At 51.3% G+C, this 16,728-nt stretch carries 11 protein-coding genes; 5 read left to right on the forward strand and 6 right to left on the reverse strand.

Going from position 1 to position 16,728, the window contains the following annotated elements; all coding sequences use genetic code 11:
• Window positions 1–12: 12 nt before the first annotated feature.
• The 3 genes from C0557_RS05830 to C0557_RS05840 form a co-directional block, all read right to left on the reverse strand.
• On the reverse strand, window positions 13–1,677 hold the full coding sequence (locus tag C0557_RS05830) for a methyl-accepting chemotaxis protein (RefSeq protein WP_208657816.1): 1,665 nt from the start codon (window positions 1,675–1,677) through the stop codon (window positions 13–15).
• 100 nt (window positions 1,678–1,777) lie between these two features.
• Window positions 1,778–4,384 carry an EAL domain-containing protein gene (locus C0557_RS05835; protein WP_208657817.1) on the reverse strand — a complete coding sequence of 869 codons (2,607 nt, stop codon included), beginning with the start codon at window positions 4,382–4,384 and terminating at the stop codon, window positions 1,778–1,780.
• Window positions 4,385–4,898: 514 nt separating this feature from the next.
• Window positions 4,899–7,355, reverse strand: coding sequence for an autotransporter outer membrane beta-barrel domain-containing protein (locus C0557_RS05840; RefSeq protein ID WP_208657818.1), 2,457 nt, complete (start codon window positions 7,353–7,355; stop codon window positions 4,899–4,901).
• A gap of 460 nt (window positions 7,356–7,815) precedes the next feature.
• Between C0557_RS05840 and scpA the strand changes: the two genes are divergently transcribed.
• The 4 genes from scpA to C0557_RS05860 are packed head-to-tail and all read left to right on the forward strand — an operon-like array spanning window position 7,816 to window position 13,243.
• The gene (gene scpA / locus C0557_RS05845) at window positions 7,816–9,960 is read left to right on the forward strand and encodes a methylmalonyl-CoA mutase (RefSeq protein ID WP_208657819.1); all 2,145 of its coding nucleotides are present in this window, start codon (window positions 7,816–7,818) and stop codon (window positions 9,958–9,960) included.
• Window positions 9,953–10,951, forward strand: a complete 999-nt coding sequence (gene meaB, locus C0557_RS05850) for a methylmalonyl Co-A mutase-associated GTPase MeaB (protein ID WP_208657820.1) — start codon at window positions 9,953–9,955, stop codon at window positions 10,949–10,951. The genes scpA and meaB overlap by 8 nt, the downstream gene beginning before the upstream one ends.
• A 12-nt stretch (window positions 10,952–10,963) precedes the next feature.
• Entirely contained in the window at window positions 10,964–11,749 is a 786-nt protein-coding gene (scpB, locus tag C0557_RS05855; protein ID WP_074776751.1) for a methylmalonyl-CoA decarboxylase, read from the forward strand.
• Between the two features lie 15 nt (window positions 11,750–11,764).
• On the forward strand, window positions 11,765–13,243 hold the full coding sequence (locus C0557_RS05860; protein ID WP_208657821.1) for an acetyl-CoA hydrolase/transferase family protein: 1,479 nt from the start codon (window positions 11,765–11,767) through the stop codon (window positions 13,241–13,243).
• Here the strand turns inward: C0557_RS05860 and C0557_RS05865 are convergent.
• Entirely contained in the window at window positions 13,240–14,112 is an 873-nt protein-coding gene (locus tag C0557_RS05865) for a LysR family transcriptional regulator (protein ID WP_074776753.1), read from the reverse strand. The genes C0557_RS05860 and C0557_RS05865 overlap by 4 nt on opposite strands.
• Window positions 14,113–14,589: 477 nt before the next feature.
• Here C0557_RS05865 and C0557_RS05870 point away from each other — a divergent pair, with 477 nt between their 5' ends.
• Window positions 14,590–15,132 (forward strand): hypothetical protein, encoded by a 543-nt coding sequence (locus C0557_RS05870; protein WP_208657822.1) that lies wholly within the window; start codon window positions 14,590–14,592, stop codon window positions 15,130–15,132.
• 578 nt (window positions 15,133–15,710) lie between these two features.
• On the opposite strand, the gene C0557_RS05875 is transcribed toward C0557_RS05870, so the two are convergent.
• Together C0557_RS05875 and C0557_RS05880 are read right to left on the reverse strand one after the other, a co-directional pair.
• Complete coding sequence (locus C0557_RS05875; RefSeq protein WP_007373671.1) at window positions 15,711–16,115, reverse strand: H-NS family nucleoid-associated regulatory protein; 405 nt, start codon at window positions 16,113–16,115, stop codon at window positions 15,711–15,713.
• Window positions 16,116–16,416: 301 nt separating this feature from the next.
• The gene (locus C0557_RS05880) at window positions 16,417–16,710 is read right to left on the reverse strand and encodes a hypothetical protein (RefSeq protein ID WP_074776755.1); all 294 of its coding nucleotides are present in this window, start codon (window positions 16,708–16,710) and stop codon (window positions 16,417–16,419) included.
• Between the last annotated feature and the right edge of the window lie 18 nt (window positions 16,711–16,728).

Raw genomic sequence — 16,728 nt, forward strand, 5'->3', positions numbered from 1 at the left:
AGCACGTCAGGTTTAAAAGGATTGCCAGTTTTCGTTGGCGGTCACGTTACGGGTTGCTTTGCGCGCAGACGGATTCGCCGCCGTGGCGGTTTTGGCGGCCTGTCCTGCAAGGCCAGTCACGGGGTGAGCTCCTAAATCAAAGAGCGCGATGGCGTCGTTTAATCGCCCGGCTTCTTCTTCAAGTGCGATGGCATTCGCTTTGGCCTCCTGAACCAGTACCGCGTTCTGCTGCGTCACCCGATCCATTTCAGTCATCGCCTGGCCAATCTGATCGATGCCCTTGCTCTGCTCGTCGGAAGCAATGGTGATTTCGCCCATCAAGTCATTGACCTGGCCTACGGTGTTGATAATGGTCGACATCGCCTCGCCAGCCTCTTGAACCTGCTCTGCGCCCGTTTGCACTCTGTGAACGGATTCACTAATCAGTGCTTCGATCTCTTTCGCGGCCTGGGCGCTACGCTGTGCAAGTAAGCGCACTTCACTGGCGACGACGGCGAAGCCTCGCCCCTGTTCGCCGGCGCGCGCTGCTTCCACTGCCGCATTCAGCGCCAGCAGGTTGGTCTGGAAAGAGATGCTGTTTATGACGCTGGTGATATCGGCAATCTTCTGCGAGCTTTCCGAAATACCGTGCATCGTGGCGACAACCGTCGACGTAATATCTCCGCCTTGTTTCGCCACCTGCCGGGCGTTTCCGGCCAGTTTTTGTGCTTCACGTACGTTATGCGCGTTGTTTCTGACGGTCGAGGTCAGCTCTTCCATACTGGCGGCGGTTTGCTGAAGCGCAGCGGCCTGTTGATCCGTGCGGCCGGAAAGCTCTTCGTTCCCGGTGCGGATTTGGTTGGTGCTGGTAAAGATGGTGGTTGAGCTACCCTGAATCGCCTGCACCGTTCTGAAAAGATTGTCCTGCATCCCCTGAATAAAGGGGATCAAACGACCGGCGCAGTTACGCCCAAACTCTTCAAGCCTGGTGTGCAGTTTGCCGCTGGCAATGGTTTCAAGGTGTCGGGTAATGGTATCAAGCGGTTTAACCAGATAATTGACGAGATAACGATCGGTTAATAACAGCGTCACAATACCGGCGATTAACGCACTGATCAGGACCAGTTTGTTAAAACTGACTTTCGCCGTGGTTTGGGTCAATATGTCATCTGTTTGAATAGCTTGCGTATATTTTTCTGCGGTCACGCCAAATTGCACGCTCAGCGGCGGATAGGTTTTGCGAAACAGTTCGCGGAATCGATCGGCCTGCTTATCCTGCGCGGCTTTATACATAGGAATAATGCCGTTGTTGAGCAGTGTTTCCCAGTCCTGAACCATGCTCTGAACAACCTCATCGCTGACGCCAGGATGGCGGCTCTGGCGGAACTTCGCCAGCATATCCTGGCTGATCTCCAGCGCTTTGCCTGCGGAAACCAGCGTCTTATCTGCATTGGCATCATCACCGGTCTGGCGGTAATCCATAGCGCGCAGCATGCGCGTTACCGTACGGAAATATTGGTCGTTGCCTTTAACCAGATAAGAGTATGAGTTTTTTTGTGTGGCGTTCTGCGTTAATAACGTTTCGATGGTGGCGAAGTTAAATAATGTCATCGCCGTGGCAATGCCCCAGATGCAACTGAACAGCACCAGGATGAGTAAAACCATTTTTCTGATTGTTATATCGCGAAGTATTTTCATCGTATTTCCCCACTACGTGTTGGGTAAGCTTTTTCTTACGGCGCCGCTGCGCGCTGCAAGAAAAAGAGTTCACTTCTCAAACTGCAGTTATTGTTGGTTGTTATAGGGCCGCACTACACCTCGCTTCGATATTACATTCAATAATGTGCAGGTTATCCTTGACGACCTCTAATGAGACTGGACGACCTATGTAATATCCTTGTGCAATGTCACATTTGTATTTTATTAATTGCTGCAATTGCTCTTGTGTTTCAACGCCTTCAGCGGTTACTTCAAGGTTATAATCTTTGCCAAGCCCAATGATCTTTTCCACAATGCTTTTTGCCGATTCCGAATCGGACATCGCGAAGATAAAGGACTTGTCGATTTTAATGCCATGAAAAGGAAAACTGTGCAGGTAATAAAGCGAGGCATAGCCGGTACCGAAATCATCAATCAGCAGTCTGATGCCTAAGCTTTTTAATTCCTGCATGACGATCTGTGCGTTTTCGGGGCTACATAATGTCACATTTTCAGTGACTTCCAGTTCAAGACGTTCCGCCGGGAAATGGGTTGTCGCCAATGCGTTTTTAATGCGTGCGATAACATCGCTGGCTTTGAATTCGATCGGGGAAATATTGACTGACACGGAAATATTGTCAAATTCCTTGCCGATATCCCGACAGGCATTGACCAGCACCCAATCCGTCAGGTTGGTAATAATTCCTGACTCTTCGGCCAGGGGAATAAACTGATCCGGCATCAGTAACCCGTGACGCGGGTGTAGCCAACGTACCAGCGCTTCGACAGAGTTAATGCAGCCTGCATGAATATCGAAGCGAGGCTGGTATACGAGAAATAATTGATTTTCTTTAATCGCTTCCCGTAATTCATTTTCCAGTTCGCGTCGTTGGACGATCTGTTTTGCCATGTCCGGCTGATATAAAACAAAACTGTTACTGCCGAGGTTTCTGGCTTCATACAGCGCAATGTCTGAGTAGCGTAATAAATCGCTGGCCGTCAGGGCATCTTGTGGTGATTGCGCCGCGCCGATGTTGACGCCAATAGAGACTTCATTGCCGGACACGATAAACGGCTCGTTGATGACAGCAACAATAAGCTGGCAGAGCGAGCGGATATCCTCTTTTTTATGAATCGCAGGCGCGATAATAATAAATTCATCACCGCCCTGGCGTGCGACCAGATCGGTTGCGCGTAAACAGTTGCGCAATCTCTGCGCCACCTCGCCCAGCACCTTATCGCCAGCGCCGTGGCCGTAGATATCATTGACCAGTTTAAAATCGGTCAGATCGAGGCTGAGCATTACCAGCGTGCTATTCGCTTCGCCGCGTGGGTGCAGTTTCCCGTCGAGGAACTCTTGCATCATGACGCGGTTCGGCAGGCCCGTTAACTCATCGTGATGGGAGAGGAAGCGAATACGTTCACTGGACTCCACTTCCAGCGTCACGTCCGAAGCCGTACCGCGAAAACCCAGCGCGCCATCCGGCAGGGTGATCCTTTTTAACGTGATATTGCAGTAGCGCTGGCTGCCGAGCGCGGAAACATAACGGCAGTGCGATAACGTTAAATAATCACCCTGATGCGGCAGCGTTAACCAGTCGCTGATGGTTTGCTGGCTGTCGACTAAGAAATCGGTAAAGCTGCGCCCCAGCCATTCGTCGATGTGATGGCCTGTGATCACCGGAAAACGGGCAGAAATCCAGGTAAGATCCAGGTTTTCATTGGCTTCCCAGATCCAGTCCGTCGTGGTTTCAACAATATCCCTGAAACGCTGTTCGCTGGCGGATAACGCTGCGCGACTTTGTTCCAGCAGAAAGGTTTTTTCATCATTCATGCGCGCTCTCGTCAATGCCTTACGCATCAAACTGATGGCGAACAGCACGGAAACTACCATCAACAGCACCAGTAAAGGCAGCACTTTGCTTAACAGTGTTTCGACGGGGTTTTTGCTCTGCCATTCGACATACATGCGATCGTTTCCGGCGGTGAGAAACATCGCATCTTTGCGCATTGATGCCACTTCAGGCGGCAAAGTGCGTAACCCCTGGATTTCGTATTCGTTGCCAAGTTGCTGAAACTTTTGTGGCGTGAGCTTATCAACAAAGATCATCACCGCATGCTCTGCAGGATTCATCCCGGCGGCCGTGTAATCATCCGACGTGATCCATGATGCGGCGACGAGCGTGGGCTGGTTATGGATAGCGATCAGCCGGGAGAACGCAGCGCCCTGGTTGTTGGCTAATGTTGTGATTAACGAGTCGGTCAGATTGACGCCTAACCACGCTTCAAAGGAGACCTGTCCGGGCTGCCCCTCCAGCATGCTATAGCGGGTTACGCCATCCGGCGACAGGACAAAAACGCCTTCATACTGAAACTTATTAAAAAGCGATTTTCCCAGGTTCTGTCTGTCCCATGCCCAGTGCACATTGACGCTGCTTGTCAGATTTTGAAAAGCTTCATCCCAGTTGGCGTAATCAGTAAGATGTAATCGTAAGCTTTCCTGCCTGTTTTCAAGCGCTTTAGTCAGCAAGTGCATTTTTTGCCGATGTTCAGTTTGCTGAAGGTCGCTTTTTGTCTGGATGAGGGTGAAGAGGATGGTAAAAAAGATGAATGTCATCAGCGCCAGCATCAATGTCGCTGTCTGCTTGAGTATCCCATGCGTATTACCTGCCAGCGAAGGCAGGTTTTTATCATCGAGAACATGCATGCTTCACCTTTTTCTTGTGATGAATAAAATACGCCGGGTCTTTTTACATTAACGGCCTGTGATGCGTTTTATTTAATGCAAATATCACCGTTAATACTTTTTTGTGATAGTTATCAAACTTCATTCTGTTTTTAATTTTTGCGAACGCGGAAATATTAATTTTTCCTTAAATTATTAGCCTGGGTATCATAAAAACAGTTTTTTTCTGCAGGTTAATGTTTTTTTGAGTAGCAGCGACCAATAATATGAAACGCTGGTTTTGAATATATTTTATATTCTTGCTTTGCCGGTGGTGTATTTATCGCATGCAAAATCCATATGTTGCTTATTAGTAATAAGTATTTTCTTATACAGAATAGTGTAAATAACTCCAGATAGGTATTTTCGGCGTTTGTTTGCCAGCTGGACGACAGAAAAAGAGGCCTGCGGGGAAGGCTTTATTGCGTGTCATGCCGATCCCCGACGGGCTTTTTGCGGTGGGAGGCCATTGCGCTCCCACCGGGTTTACATCACATCAGAACGATTTACGCAGACGCAGGCTGACTGTCTGGGCGTCGAAGTGCGGCGCAGTAGAAAGGTCATAACGCGCGCTGAGGCTCAGGTCGTCATTCTGTACCAGCGCCACGCCGGCACCGATATCCGCGGTATCGGACACCGGCGTAGCGCCGAAGCTGGTGAAACGCGTTTCGCCCAGCGAATCGGCGACGTAGCTGGCGCTGGTCGCGGTGCGGCTGCGGTCATATTCGTGCGTCCACATCGCCTGCACAAATGGCACCACATCGCCGATTCCTGTGCTCCAGCTATGCTCCAGTTTCGCGCCCAGCGAGCTGCGCACCGACTGCGTATGGCTGGAATCCACTTTCAGCGCGGCGCCCTGATCGCTGTGCTCTTTATAGTCATCCTGGTGCAGGTAGCTGTAACTGACGGCAGCGAGCGGGGTCAGCGTGGTTCCCTGGGCGAAGAAGATCGGGTAGCCGACTTCTGCTTTGGTCATCACTTGCTGCCCGTTGAAGCTGCCATCCGCCTGGCCGGCAAAGCCGTCGAAACCGATGCGGCGCTGGCTATCATATCTCTGCGTGCTGACGCTGGCGGTCAGGTTGACGTACAGCGGGTTGCCGCTCCAGCTTGCGTAGGCAATGCCGCTCCAGGCATCAACGTCCGTGTGGCTACCCGTCAGGTTGTCGCGGCCATTGACGGAGGAGTGCGCATAGCTGAATGCGCCGCCCACACGCCAGTCGTCAGCGATCTGACGATCCGCTCCCAGCACCACACCGCCGTAATGCGCGGTGTAACCGCTGACGTTATCAATCATGCCCTGGCGAGCACTGCCGTAGAACGGCTGGCCCCAGACGGCCCAATCCAGCGCATCATCACCGGTAGCAATACCGCTTTGTGAACCGTTACGGGCGAGACGCGTGCTGTTCATATGGTTGTTCACCACGGCCAGCGCGCCGGAAGAGGCGGCGGCTGCGGTGCTGCTGGCTGCGCTGTTCTGTACTGGCGACATTTGTTCACCGGCACGGTTGGCTTCTTCGCGGCTGCCGATCGCCATGGAGGCGTTATAGAGGTTGAGCAGGCCTTCAGAGAAGCCGCTGTAGTTACCCAGCCCGCGCAAAGAGGCGATGGCATTTGGTGTCGTGGCAAAACCCGTGTTCGGGGTAACCCCTGGCGTTGTTGGTGTCGTCGGCGTGGTGGGTGTTGTCGGTCCTGTCGGGGTTCCCGGAGTCTGGCCGTCGAGATAAACCACGAGGCTGTTAGTGCCATCAATCGTTACCGCTTTACCGGTCACCGTACCGTTGTAACCCGCGACATGGTAGGCCAGCGCGTTCTCATTGTACTGCGTTCCCGAACCGGAGGCCTGCACCACCAGGAAACGCTGGCCGTTGGCAAAACCATAGCTATGGCCTGTCGTTAGCAGCGAAACGCTGGAATTCGCAGCAAAAATTGCATCGCCGGTCACCACCAGGCGACCATAACCGCTGTCCAGCGTGTTGCCGTTGGCAATCGCGCCATCGGCGACGCCGATAGCCAGCTCGCCTTGCGCCTGCTGGAGGTAGTTACCGTTAATTGTCACCGTACGGTTAAGTAATAAAGAAGCACCGTCGTTGATAACGCTGTGCGTGCCCATCTGGAAATCATCATCCACGGTGAGCTTGCCGGTGCCAAAGTGCAGATCGGCTCCGGAACTGTAGACCCTGCCGCCGCTGTTATAGCCGGTCAGCAGGCTGTCGTAGCTGCTGCCGCCATTAATGGTTAACGGGTTTGACGTGTTGTTCCAGATGTTGCCAGCCAGCGTGCCGTTGTTATTAATGACCGACAGTGCGCCGATATTGTAAATAGCAGCATCGATGCCGCGCAGCGTACCATTGTTGGTGATGCCGTTGGTCATCGTACCGGCGTTCTGCACGGCGTAGGCACCCTCAATCAGGCCGTTGTTGGTGAAATCGGTGATGGTGCCCCAGCTAATCACACCGCTGTTAGGGCCCTGAATTGTCCCCTGGTTGATCAGTGAGGTAATTGTTCCGAAGTTATTCAGCGCGACGTTACTCGTAATCGTGCCGTTCACACTGTTTTCCAGCGTGCCGATGGTTCCCCGGTTATACAGCCCGTAAGCGCCAATAGTGCCTGAGTTACCGGCGAGATAACTGTTGTTGGAGAACAGATCTACAGACGAACTATCATCGATATACATGCCGGAATCGTTGTAGTTACTGCCGGAACTCATGATCGTGCCGTTGTTAGTAAAGGTGCCCATATCAACAGACTGGAATGAGAGCGCGTTACCCGTAGGGCTGACGACACTTCCGGTAGAGGTGATCGTCACCGAATCAAATGAACCGATAAAAGAACTTTGGCCTTCTGATGTGGAAATCTCCGTACCAATGGATGCCTGAGTGACAGGGGCGAATGACACCCAGGCAGCCGCCATCGCGATCAGTAGTGGCTTCTTACGAAAGACAGGTTTATGCATATGCTATTCATCCAAAAATGAAATGTTACTGCTGAATCTTTGTCCAGGCAGGCGTGGCGGCAGAAAAGGACACTCCTGAAACCAGGGGCGATGGTGTCCTTAACCGATATTAAGTTATCGGCGTGTCTCTGAAGGGCTGTAGGGGAGAGGAGAAAATATATCGTGCATTTATTTTACCTCTTTTACCTGCTGCTTTTGCGAAGGCGGGTTGCCTGCAAATGAGAGCCAACTGGCGGCAGGAGATAAGAAAGAGCTTACCTGGATTGTGGTTTTTATCCGCACCAACTCTCTGGCGCAGTAAATAAAGAAAAATGCCCTCTTAATATTTATCCCGTCAATTAATCAGGACCTGCGGCAAAAAATGAACTTCCGCAGGTCCTTTTTTGCTGGCGACAACCACAATGACGAAAATTATTATTTTCACCAGTTAATTTATTGACCTGGAATTACGGAGCGGTCTATGTCAAATAAACTTGAATGGCAAAAAATAGCGAATAAAGAGCTCAGTCGGAAAGGAAAGACGATTGATTCGCTGGTAAAACCGACGCCTGAGGGTATCGCCATTAAACCTCTATATACCCGTGAGGATCTCGACGAACTGGATATTACCCGGTCACTGCCAGGGCTGCCGCCTTTTACGCGCGGGCCGCGGGCTACTATGTATACCGCTCAACCCTGGACGATTCGCCAGTATGCTGGTTTTTCAACGGCAAGAGAATCGAACGCCTTTTATCGCCGTAATCTTGCCGCCGGGCAAAAGGGGTTGTCGGTGGCCTTTGATTTGGCGACGCACCGGGGCTACGATTCGGATAATCCGCGCGTGGTGGGCGATGTGGGTAAAGCGGGTGTCGCCATTGATACCGTTGAGGATATGAAAATCCTTTTCGATAATATTCCGCTGGATACCATGTCGGTTTCCATGACCATGAATGGTGCGGTATTACCAATTATGGCCTTTTATATTGTTGCCGCGGAAGAACAGGGTGTCACCCCGGAGAAATTAACCGGCACCATCCAGAATGATATTTTAAAAGAGTATCTGTGCCGGAATACGTATATTTATCCGCCGAAACCGTCAATGCGAATTATCGCCGATATTATTGCCTGGTGCTCGGCCAATATGCCGCAGTTTAATACCATCAGCATCAGTGGCTACCATATGGGAGAAGCGGGCGCGAATTGCGTTCAGCAGGTGGCGTTTACCCTTGCAGATGGCATTGAATATATTAAAGCCGCAATTTCTGCCGGGCTGAAAATTGATGACTTCGCACCGCGCCTCTCTTTTTTCTTTGGCATCGGCATGGATCTGTTTATGAACGTCGCCATGCTGCGTGCCGCCCGTTATTTATGGAGCGAGGCCGTCAGCCAGTTTGGTGCCACGAATCCAAAATCGCTGGCGCTGCGCACCCATTGTCAGACATCCGGCTGGAGCCTGACGGAACAGGACCCTTATAACAATATTGTTCGCACTACCATTGAAGCGCTCGCCGCCACTCTCGGCGGCACGCAGTCTTTGCATACCAACGCGTTTGACGAAGCGCTTGGGCTACCAACAGATTTTTCGGCGCGCATCGCGCGTAACACCCAGATTATTTTGCAGGAAGAGGCGGAAATCTGCCGCACGGTCGATCCGCTCGGCGGCTCTTATTACGTCGAGTCGCTTACCGCCCAGATCATCAAAGAGGCGCGGGAGATTATCCGGCAGATCGATGAAGTGGGCGGCATGGCGAAGGCCATCGAAGTTGGGCTGCCGAAACGCATGATTGAAGAAGCTTCCGCGCAGGTGCAGTCAGAGATCGATCAGGGCAAACGCGTGATCGTCGGCGTAAACAAATACAAGCTGGAGCAGGAGGCTATTACGCCGGTGCTGGAGATCGACAATGTGAAGGTGCGCAATGAGCAAATCGCCGCGCTGGAGCAGATCCGCAGCACGCGTGATGCGGCTGCAGTTCACGATGCACTGGCGGCGCTCACCCATGCGGCACAGCATAATGAAAATCTGCTGGCGGCCGCCGTTCACGCGGCGCGGCTGCGCGCCACCCTCGGGGAGATTTCCGATGCGCTGGAAGCCGCGTTTGATCGCTATCTGGTTCCCAGCCAGTGCGTCACCGGCGTGATCACCCGCAGCTACCAACAAAGCAAGGATGCCGCAGCGGAATTCGACGCCATTGTTGATCAGACCCGGCAATTTCTCGCCACCTACGGCCGTCGCCCGCGCATTTTGATTGCCAAAATGGGGCAGGATGGCCACGACCGCGGCGCGAAGGTTATTGCCAGCGCCTACTCCGATGTCGGTTTCGATGTTGATCTCAGTCCGATGTTCTCAACGCCGCAGGAGATTGCCCGTCTGGCGGTAGAAAACGATGTGCATGTTGTTGGCGCATCGTCACTGGCCGCCGGACATAAGACGCTGATTCCCGAGTTGATTGCCGGGCTGAAAGAGTACGGGCGGGAGGATATCTGCGTCGTCGCGGGTGGCGTCATTCCGCCGCAGGATTATGCCTTTTTGCATGAACAAGGCGTGGCGGCTATTTACGGCCCCGGCACTCCGATGCTGGAAAGTGTGCGCGACGTATTAACACGGATTAGCCACCAGCATGATTAACGAAAAAACACTGGAAGCGACAATTCATCGGTTGTGTGCCGGCGATCGTGTCGCGCTCGCTCAGGCGATGACGCTGGTGGAAAACCAGCTTCCGCAGTATCAACGCCTCAGCCGTCAGTTGCTGGATATCATTATGCCGCTAACCGGCAGGGCGCTGCGCATTGGCCTTACCGGTACGCCTGGCGCCGGGAAAAGCACTTTTCTGGATACCTTCGGCATGCTGCTCATCCGGCTCGGTAAGCGGGTCGCCGTGATTGCTGTTGATCCCAGTAGCCCGCTGAGCGGCGGCAGTTTGCTCGGCGACAAGACGCGGATGACATCGCTGGCGCGTGCGGAGGCGGCATTTATTCGTCCGGTGCCCTCCGGCGGCTATGCCGGGGGAGCCAGTCAGCGTGCCGCTGAGCTGATCCTGCTATGCGAGGCGGCGAATTATGACGTGGTGATCGTTGAAACCGTGGGTGTTGGCCAATCGGAAACGGAAGTCTCTGGCCTGGTGGACTGCTTTGTCTCGCTGCAAATCGGCGGCGGCGGTGATGATTTACAGGGGATTAAAAAAGGCATCATGGAGATGGCCGACATCATTGTTATCAACAAGGACGATGGCGATAACCGCGCGGCGGTTGCGGCCGCGCACCAGGTATACGAGAGCGCGCTTTCGATGGTGCGACATAAATACCCGCAGTGGTCACCGCAGGTGCTGACATGTAGCGCACGGGAAAAGCGCGGTATTGAGGATGTCTGGCAGTGCATTGTCCGCTTTAGCGACGTCATGGCGCAAAGCGGGGAACTGGCGCAGTTGCGCCAGAAACAGACGATGAAATGGCTTCAGAAGCAGGCCGAAGAGGAAGCGCTGCGACAGCTTTTTGCCCATCAGATTTTTCGCCAGACTTTCAGCCAGATGCTGGAAGGCGTGAAAAATAACCAACAGGCTCCGCGCACCGGCTTACAGCACATCCGTGAATTTCTTCAGCATCACTATTTTGAACAATAAGAAGGTATCTTTATGTCGTATCAGCATGTTGTCGTCACGATCATACAAAAAGTGGCTGTTATTGAATTTAACTATGCCCGCAAATTGAATGCGCTCAGTAAGGTATTTATCGATGATTTGATTCAGGCTCTGGAGGATCTCAACACACCGGAGATTCGCTGCGTAATACTCCGCGCTCCGCATGGCGCGAAGGTTTTTTCCGCCGGGCATGATATTCACGAGCTGCCGACTGGCCGCCGCGATCCGCTCTCGTATGATGATCCGCTGCGGCAGATTACCCGCATGATCCAGAAATACCCGAAACCGGTTATTGCGATGGTTGAGGGGAGCGTCTGGGGCGGCGCTTTTGAGCTGATCATGAGCTCAGATCTGGTCGTGGCCGCTACAACGTCCACCTTCTCAATGACGCCGGTAAACCTCGGCGTGCCGTATAACCTTGTCGGCATCCATAATCTGACGCGCGATGCTGGTTTTCATATCGTTAAAGAGATGATTTTTACCGCAGCGCCGATTAGTGCTGATCGCGCTCTGGCCGTGGGTATTCTGAACCATGTCGTGGACGTGAATGAACTGGAAGATTTTACCTTGCTGATGGCACATCAGATCTGTGAAAAAGCCCCGCTTGCAATCGCCGTTATTAAAGAAGAACTGCGGGTTCTGGGGGAAGCGCATACCATGAACGCGGATGAATTCGAGCGAATTCAGGGCATGCGTCGTGCGGTTTATGACAGCCAGGATTATCAGGAAGGTCGAAGCGCCTTTATGGAAAAACGCAAACCGCATTTTCTGGGCTACTGAGCAACGGAGAACAGCATGAAAGAGTCCTGGCCCCGGCTAAGCGCTGACGAGGCGGCCGCGCTCATCCGGCATGATGAAATGGTGGCATTCAGTGGTTTTACTGCCGCCGGTTCGCCTAAAGCGCTACCCGCTGCGATTGCCCGGCGCGCGCACGAGTTGCATCAGGCGCAGCAGCCTTTTCAGATTCGCCTTCTGACCGGCGCATCCATTGGTGCTGCTGCCGACGATGTATTGTCTGAAGCGGATGCAGTCTCCTGGCGCGCTCCGTACCAGTCGGCAGCGGGCATGCGGCAAAAAATCAATCAGGGTAGGGTGAAGTTCGTTGACCTGCATCTGAGTGAAGTGGCGCAAATGGTGAACTATGGCTTTTTCGGCGACATTGATGTCGCCGTTATCGAGGCCTCCGCACTAACGAGCGATGGCAAGGTCTGGCTTTCCAGCGGTATTGGTAATGCGCCAACCTGGCTGCGGCAGGCAAAACGGATAATTATTGAGTATAACCATTATCACAGCCCGCAGGTGGCTCAACTGGCTGATATCGCCTCACCCGGCGCACCGCCGTATCGCAACAGTGTCGCTATTTTTAGCGCGCTGGACAGAATTGGCCTGCACTATGTGCAGATTGATCCGCGAAAGATTATCGCCGTAGTGGATACCGAATTGCCGGATGCCGGTAACACGCTGGAGGAGGAGAAACCAGTCTGTCAGCAGATTGCGGACAACGTAGTGACCTTCCTGCTCAATGAGATCGCACACGAACGAATTCCTCCAGAGTTTCTGCCGTTGCAAAGCGGTGTCGGCAATATCAATAACGCGGTGATGGCGCGCCTTGGAGAAAACCCAGAAATCCCGCCGTTTATGATGTATTCCGAAGTGCTACAGGAGTCGGTGGTACATCTGCTGGAAACGGGAAAAGTCAGAGGGGCCAGCGCATCCAGCCTGACGGTTTCCGACAAAGCGCTGCGGAAAATCTACGACAACATGGACTTTTTCGCCGAACGCATTGTGTTGCGGCCGCAGGAGATCTCCAATAACCCGGAGATCATTCGCCGCCTTGGCGTCATTGCGCTGAATGTCGGGCTGGAGTTTGATATTTACGGTCACGCCAATTCAACGCACGTGGCAGGCGTTAATCTGATGAATGGCATTGGCGGCAGCGGCGACTTTGAGCGTAATGCTTACTTATCGATTTTTATGGCGCCCTCGATTGCAAAAGAGGGGAAAATATCGACGATTGTGCCGATGTGCAGTCACGTCGATCACAGCGAACACAGCGTCAAAGTGATCATTACCGAGCAGGGGATTGCCGATCTGCGCGGGCTTTCGCCGATTGAGCGAGCCCGTACCATTATTGAAAATTGCGCCCACCCGCTATACCGGGATTATCTCCATCGTTATCTGGAATCCACGTCCGGCGGGCATATACGCCACGATCTTAGCCGCGTCTTTGAACTGCACACTGCGTTACTGAAAACGGGTTCTATGCTGGGTTAAACCGTCGTACCGTCGCGATCGTCAGCAATGTACTGACATATCGCGGCGGTATGCCGCTGGTTTTTCAGTGAATAAAGATACTCCTGCATCACCATCGGACCGTTCGGTGCATCGAAATACGTTAATGTCTGCGGGTTAACCAGCGGCCAGGCGAACCAGGGGATCACAGTGAGAAATTGCCCGCGTTCCACCGCGCTGATTTTGGCCATAAAGCTGTATGCCCGATAAATAATCGTCGGATGAATGCCGCATGAGCGGATGTGGGCATCCAGCATGGCTTCAAAATTGGCACGGTTCTGGAAACGCATTTGCAGCCATGGCAACTCGCGCAGCAGTTCCTGCGGCTGTTTATCCTGATAGCGTCGCGAGACAAGAAAACCGAGTCGCAGCGGTGGCAGTTCGGTAACCATCAGGTTTTCCAGTTCCTGAACGCGTGGCGAGACCAGCTGTGGTGAAATAATAAAATCGAGCTGATGGCCCAACAGATCGTCAATCACCCCATTTTCACTGAATTCAACCGCCTGGGTGCTGACGTTCTCATATTTATCGCCCAGGCTTATGAGCTGATCGAAAATAATGGTTGGGTAAGTGTTATCAATACCGAGCACCACTTTCTGTGAGCGCTGTGCTGAGTTATGAAGTTCGTTTTCAATGGCCGATAACCGTTCATAAACCGGGAAGAGTTTCTGGTAAAGCTCCTGACCAGCTTTATTCAGACAGATGCTGTTATCTTTTCGGCTAAAAAGCGGGTAGCCAATCTGCGCTTCCAGCGCGACGATGCTTTTGCCAAAGGGCGATGCGGTCATATGAATTTTTTCCGCCGCTCTGGCAATGCTTTTGGTCTGCACCAGAACAATAAAATTACGCATCCTTTTGGAAATAAAAATAGAGTTGCTCACCTGAAAATCCCTCTCGGTTCCGATAACCAGTATGTTTGGCAATCCGTGCCATTGTTAGCATGCTATTTATTGCTGCGATCAATGTTAGCACACAGTGGCGCAGTGGGGACCACTGCAATCCGTCAGAGATGGGAGAAGCGCCGCATTTCACCTGTTGTGTATGCCAGATGACCTCTTCGGTCAGTGTGACAGTATTAAAAGAAGCCGCGGTGTTTTATTCTTTTATACGCATTGTTGGTGTGGTTTATCATTAAGATGAGAATGAGATTCATCTCATGCTTTAATTTATTTAAAATATTAAGAAAGCATTAATTTTCATTTTATTGATGCATTTTTTTTGCGAGATGAGTACCACAATTGATTCATTGATAAATGAATCGCCTGTGGTAATGTTTCATTTAAAATCAATGTTAGGCTTACCTGTGGAGTGAGTATTATAGTTGCATCATGGTAGATAAAAACATTTACTTCGAGCTGCAAAAGCTATCTTTAGCACTATTTTTAGCGACGAAAGGTTCAGCGGCGCGATTATTTATCGACGATGATAACCAACCTGTTAATAATTCAGAGGTTAATGAACCTTTCGAGGAGATCGACGCGGAGGATCCTCATACCCGGTTGCATGTGCGTCATTTTTGCAACAACGTGCAGCTGTTGAAAACGCATACCCGCGCGAGTGAATGTCTGCAGATCATCGAGGCCTGGTGCGCTTACGGTAACGACTGCCTGATGGATGGCCAGTCGATGCCGCTGCTTAATCTTGTCCAGGGCTGGGTGTTGCTCGAGACCTGCCAGTCGCATAACGATGGCGGTACGACGTCACCTGGTTTTGATGAGTGCGGGACATTGCATAGTGCAGACGCTATTTTTCAGCAATGTTTGCCTGCGCCAACAGCATTAACTACACAGATACGGGGAAAAAACGCCTGCGGCCAGCATTGCTGTCAGTTGAATATTTCTCATATGCAGAGCTACTCATCGGATAAATAAGTCGCATGATTCGTCTTATTTTAATGGTAATACATTAGATAGCCTGATTTATTAACATTCGCCCCGGATGGGGCGATGGGCATTTACCGTACTACGGGTAGAACAGACACAATGGAATAACGTTAAGGCCCTATTAATATCAAGGAGAATTCTTCACGGTGACGGCTATGTTTGTTTTCTCGCTGCGCCTTGCCCGATCTTTCGGATAACATGCTCTACGACATATCCGCTAATTCAACAAGCTGTGTAATGAATGACGAAGCGCAAGAATAGTCACTCAACATCTCCGGCAGGAAGTTGATCGGGCAACAAATTGTGTGCCGGATAATAAACCCTGCCGCCAGCATAGACGAGAACGTAGTTGGCAAGCAGCATGCCCAGGGAAAAGTTAAATAAATGTTCGATGGCAGGTGCCGATCGTTTCGGTGTCACGTGACGATTGTTCTGTGCGGCAGTAAAAGCTATCAGATGTTACTCAAGGGATAAACGGTAGCGGCGATGGGGAAAGGTCAGAAAAGAAAGCTGAGGGGCTGGGCAGAAATAAAAAAAAGGGGCAGTTGCACTGCCCCTGATACATTTTAGAGCTCGAAGTCTTCCAGCTTTTTGCCGCCTTCAATGGCTTTTGCAATCGCTTTCGGCGTACGACCCTGGCCGGTCCAGGTTTTTTCGCTGCCGTCTTCGTCAATATACTTATATTTAGCAGGGCGAGGCGCACGAACAGATTTAGACTTCGTGGTTTGCCCTTTCAGGGAAGATAAAAGCTCGGTTGGATCGATTCCTTCATCCAGCAGTTTCTGACGGAAAGCCGCTAACTTGGCTTCTTTCTCTTCTTGTTCTTTGCGAATTGAAGATTCTTCCTCGCGGCGTTCTTCAACGACAACAGACAGTTTCTCAAGCATCTCTTCCAGTGCTTCGAGCGTAACTTCACGAGCCTGAACTCTCAGGGTGCGAATGTTATTTAATGATTTTAATGCTTCTGACATAGCGTCACTCCGTGTGCAGAGAAATGTAAATTCTATCGGAATTAATTTTTAGTGATCATGAGATAAAAATCAATACTGAATTATATTTTTTAGCAAATATAAATTCAATTTTGTAAACATGCGCTACCTCATACATGTGGATAAAGCGAAATTTAGCCAGCGATATACGAGAAAAGACCATATCCTTTAAGGGTTATTTTAATGTTGAGCCGCATTTAATGCCGCCTGGCTTGTTGAGGAAATAATGCGCAACTCATCGTTTTTTCATCCATACAAAGGTAAGATTGCTCCCAAAAGCCTGTCATTCCATGTTTAGCGCTTGTTTCAACCGATGAAAATTATCTCTGAAGAGGCGCGTCTTCTCTTTCTTGTTGGTAGTTTCATCAACAGCGATTTCAGCACTGCTAAATGTTTCGTTAAACATTACCACATATTGATGGCTCAGATTCCGACACAATAAGTAGCTAAGGAATTTCGCCCGCGTCAAACATTGTTGAGAATAATCCCGATCCGTCGCCAGTACGGCGCGCTCCAGCTCATAGCGGAAATCAAAGAAATCCACTTTGTTGACGGTCATATGTGGTTTTTTCTTCATACCATCCTTTTTTTCTTC

Source organism: Kosakonia sp. MUSA4, assembly GCF_013085925.1.
GTDB classification, from domain to species: domain Bacteria; phylum Pseudomonadota; class Gammaproteobacteria; order Enterobacterales; family Enterobacteriaceae; genus Kosakonia; species Kosakonia sacchari_B.

Coding starts and splice junctions, on each gene's coding strand:
- C0557_RS05835 (WP_208657817.1), bottom strand. CDS start 4,384: ATGCATGTTCTCGATGATAAAAACCTGCCTTCGCTGGCAGGTAATACG.
- C0557_RS05840 (WP_208657818.1), bottom strand. CDS start 7,355: ATGCATAAACCTGTCTTTCGTAAGAAGCCACTACTGATCGCGATGGCG.
- scpA (WP_208657819.1), top strand. CDS start 7,816: ATGTCAAATAAACTTGAATGGCAAAAAATAGCGAATAAAGAGCTCAGT.
- C0557_RS05860 (WP_208657821.1), top strand. CDS start 11,765: ATGAAAGAGTCCTGGCCCCGGCTAAGCGCTGACGAGGCGGCCGCGCTC.
- C0557_RS05830 (WP_208657816.1), bottom strand. CDS start 1,677: ATGAAAATACTTCGCGATATAACAATCAGAAAAATGGTTTTACTCATC.
- C0557_RS05865 (WP_074776753.1), bottom strand. CDS start 14,112: ATGCGTAATTTTATTGTTCTGGTGCAGACCAAAAGCATTGCCAGAGCG.
- meaB (WP_208657820.1), top strand. CDS start 9,953: ATGATTAACGAAAAAACACTGGAAGCGACAATTCATCGGTTGTGTGCC.
- C0557_RS05870 (WP_208657822.1), top strand. CDS start 14,590: ATGGTAGATAAAAACATTTACTTCGAGCTGCAAAAGCTATCTTTAGCA.
- C0557_RS05875 (WP_007373671.1), bottom strand. CDS start 16,115: ATGTCAGAAGCATTAAAATCATTAAATAACATTCGCACCCTGAGAGTT.
- scpB (WP_074776751.1), top strand. CDS start 10,964: ATGTCGTATCAGCATGTTGTCGTCACGATCATACAAAAAGTGGCTGTT.
- C0557_RS05880 (WP_074776755.1), bottom strand. CDS start 16,710: ATGAAGAAAAAACCACATATGACCGTCAACAAAGTGGATTTCTTTGAT.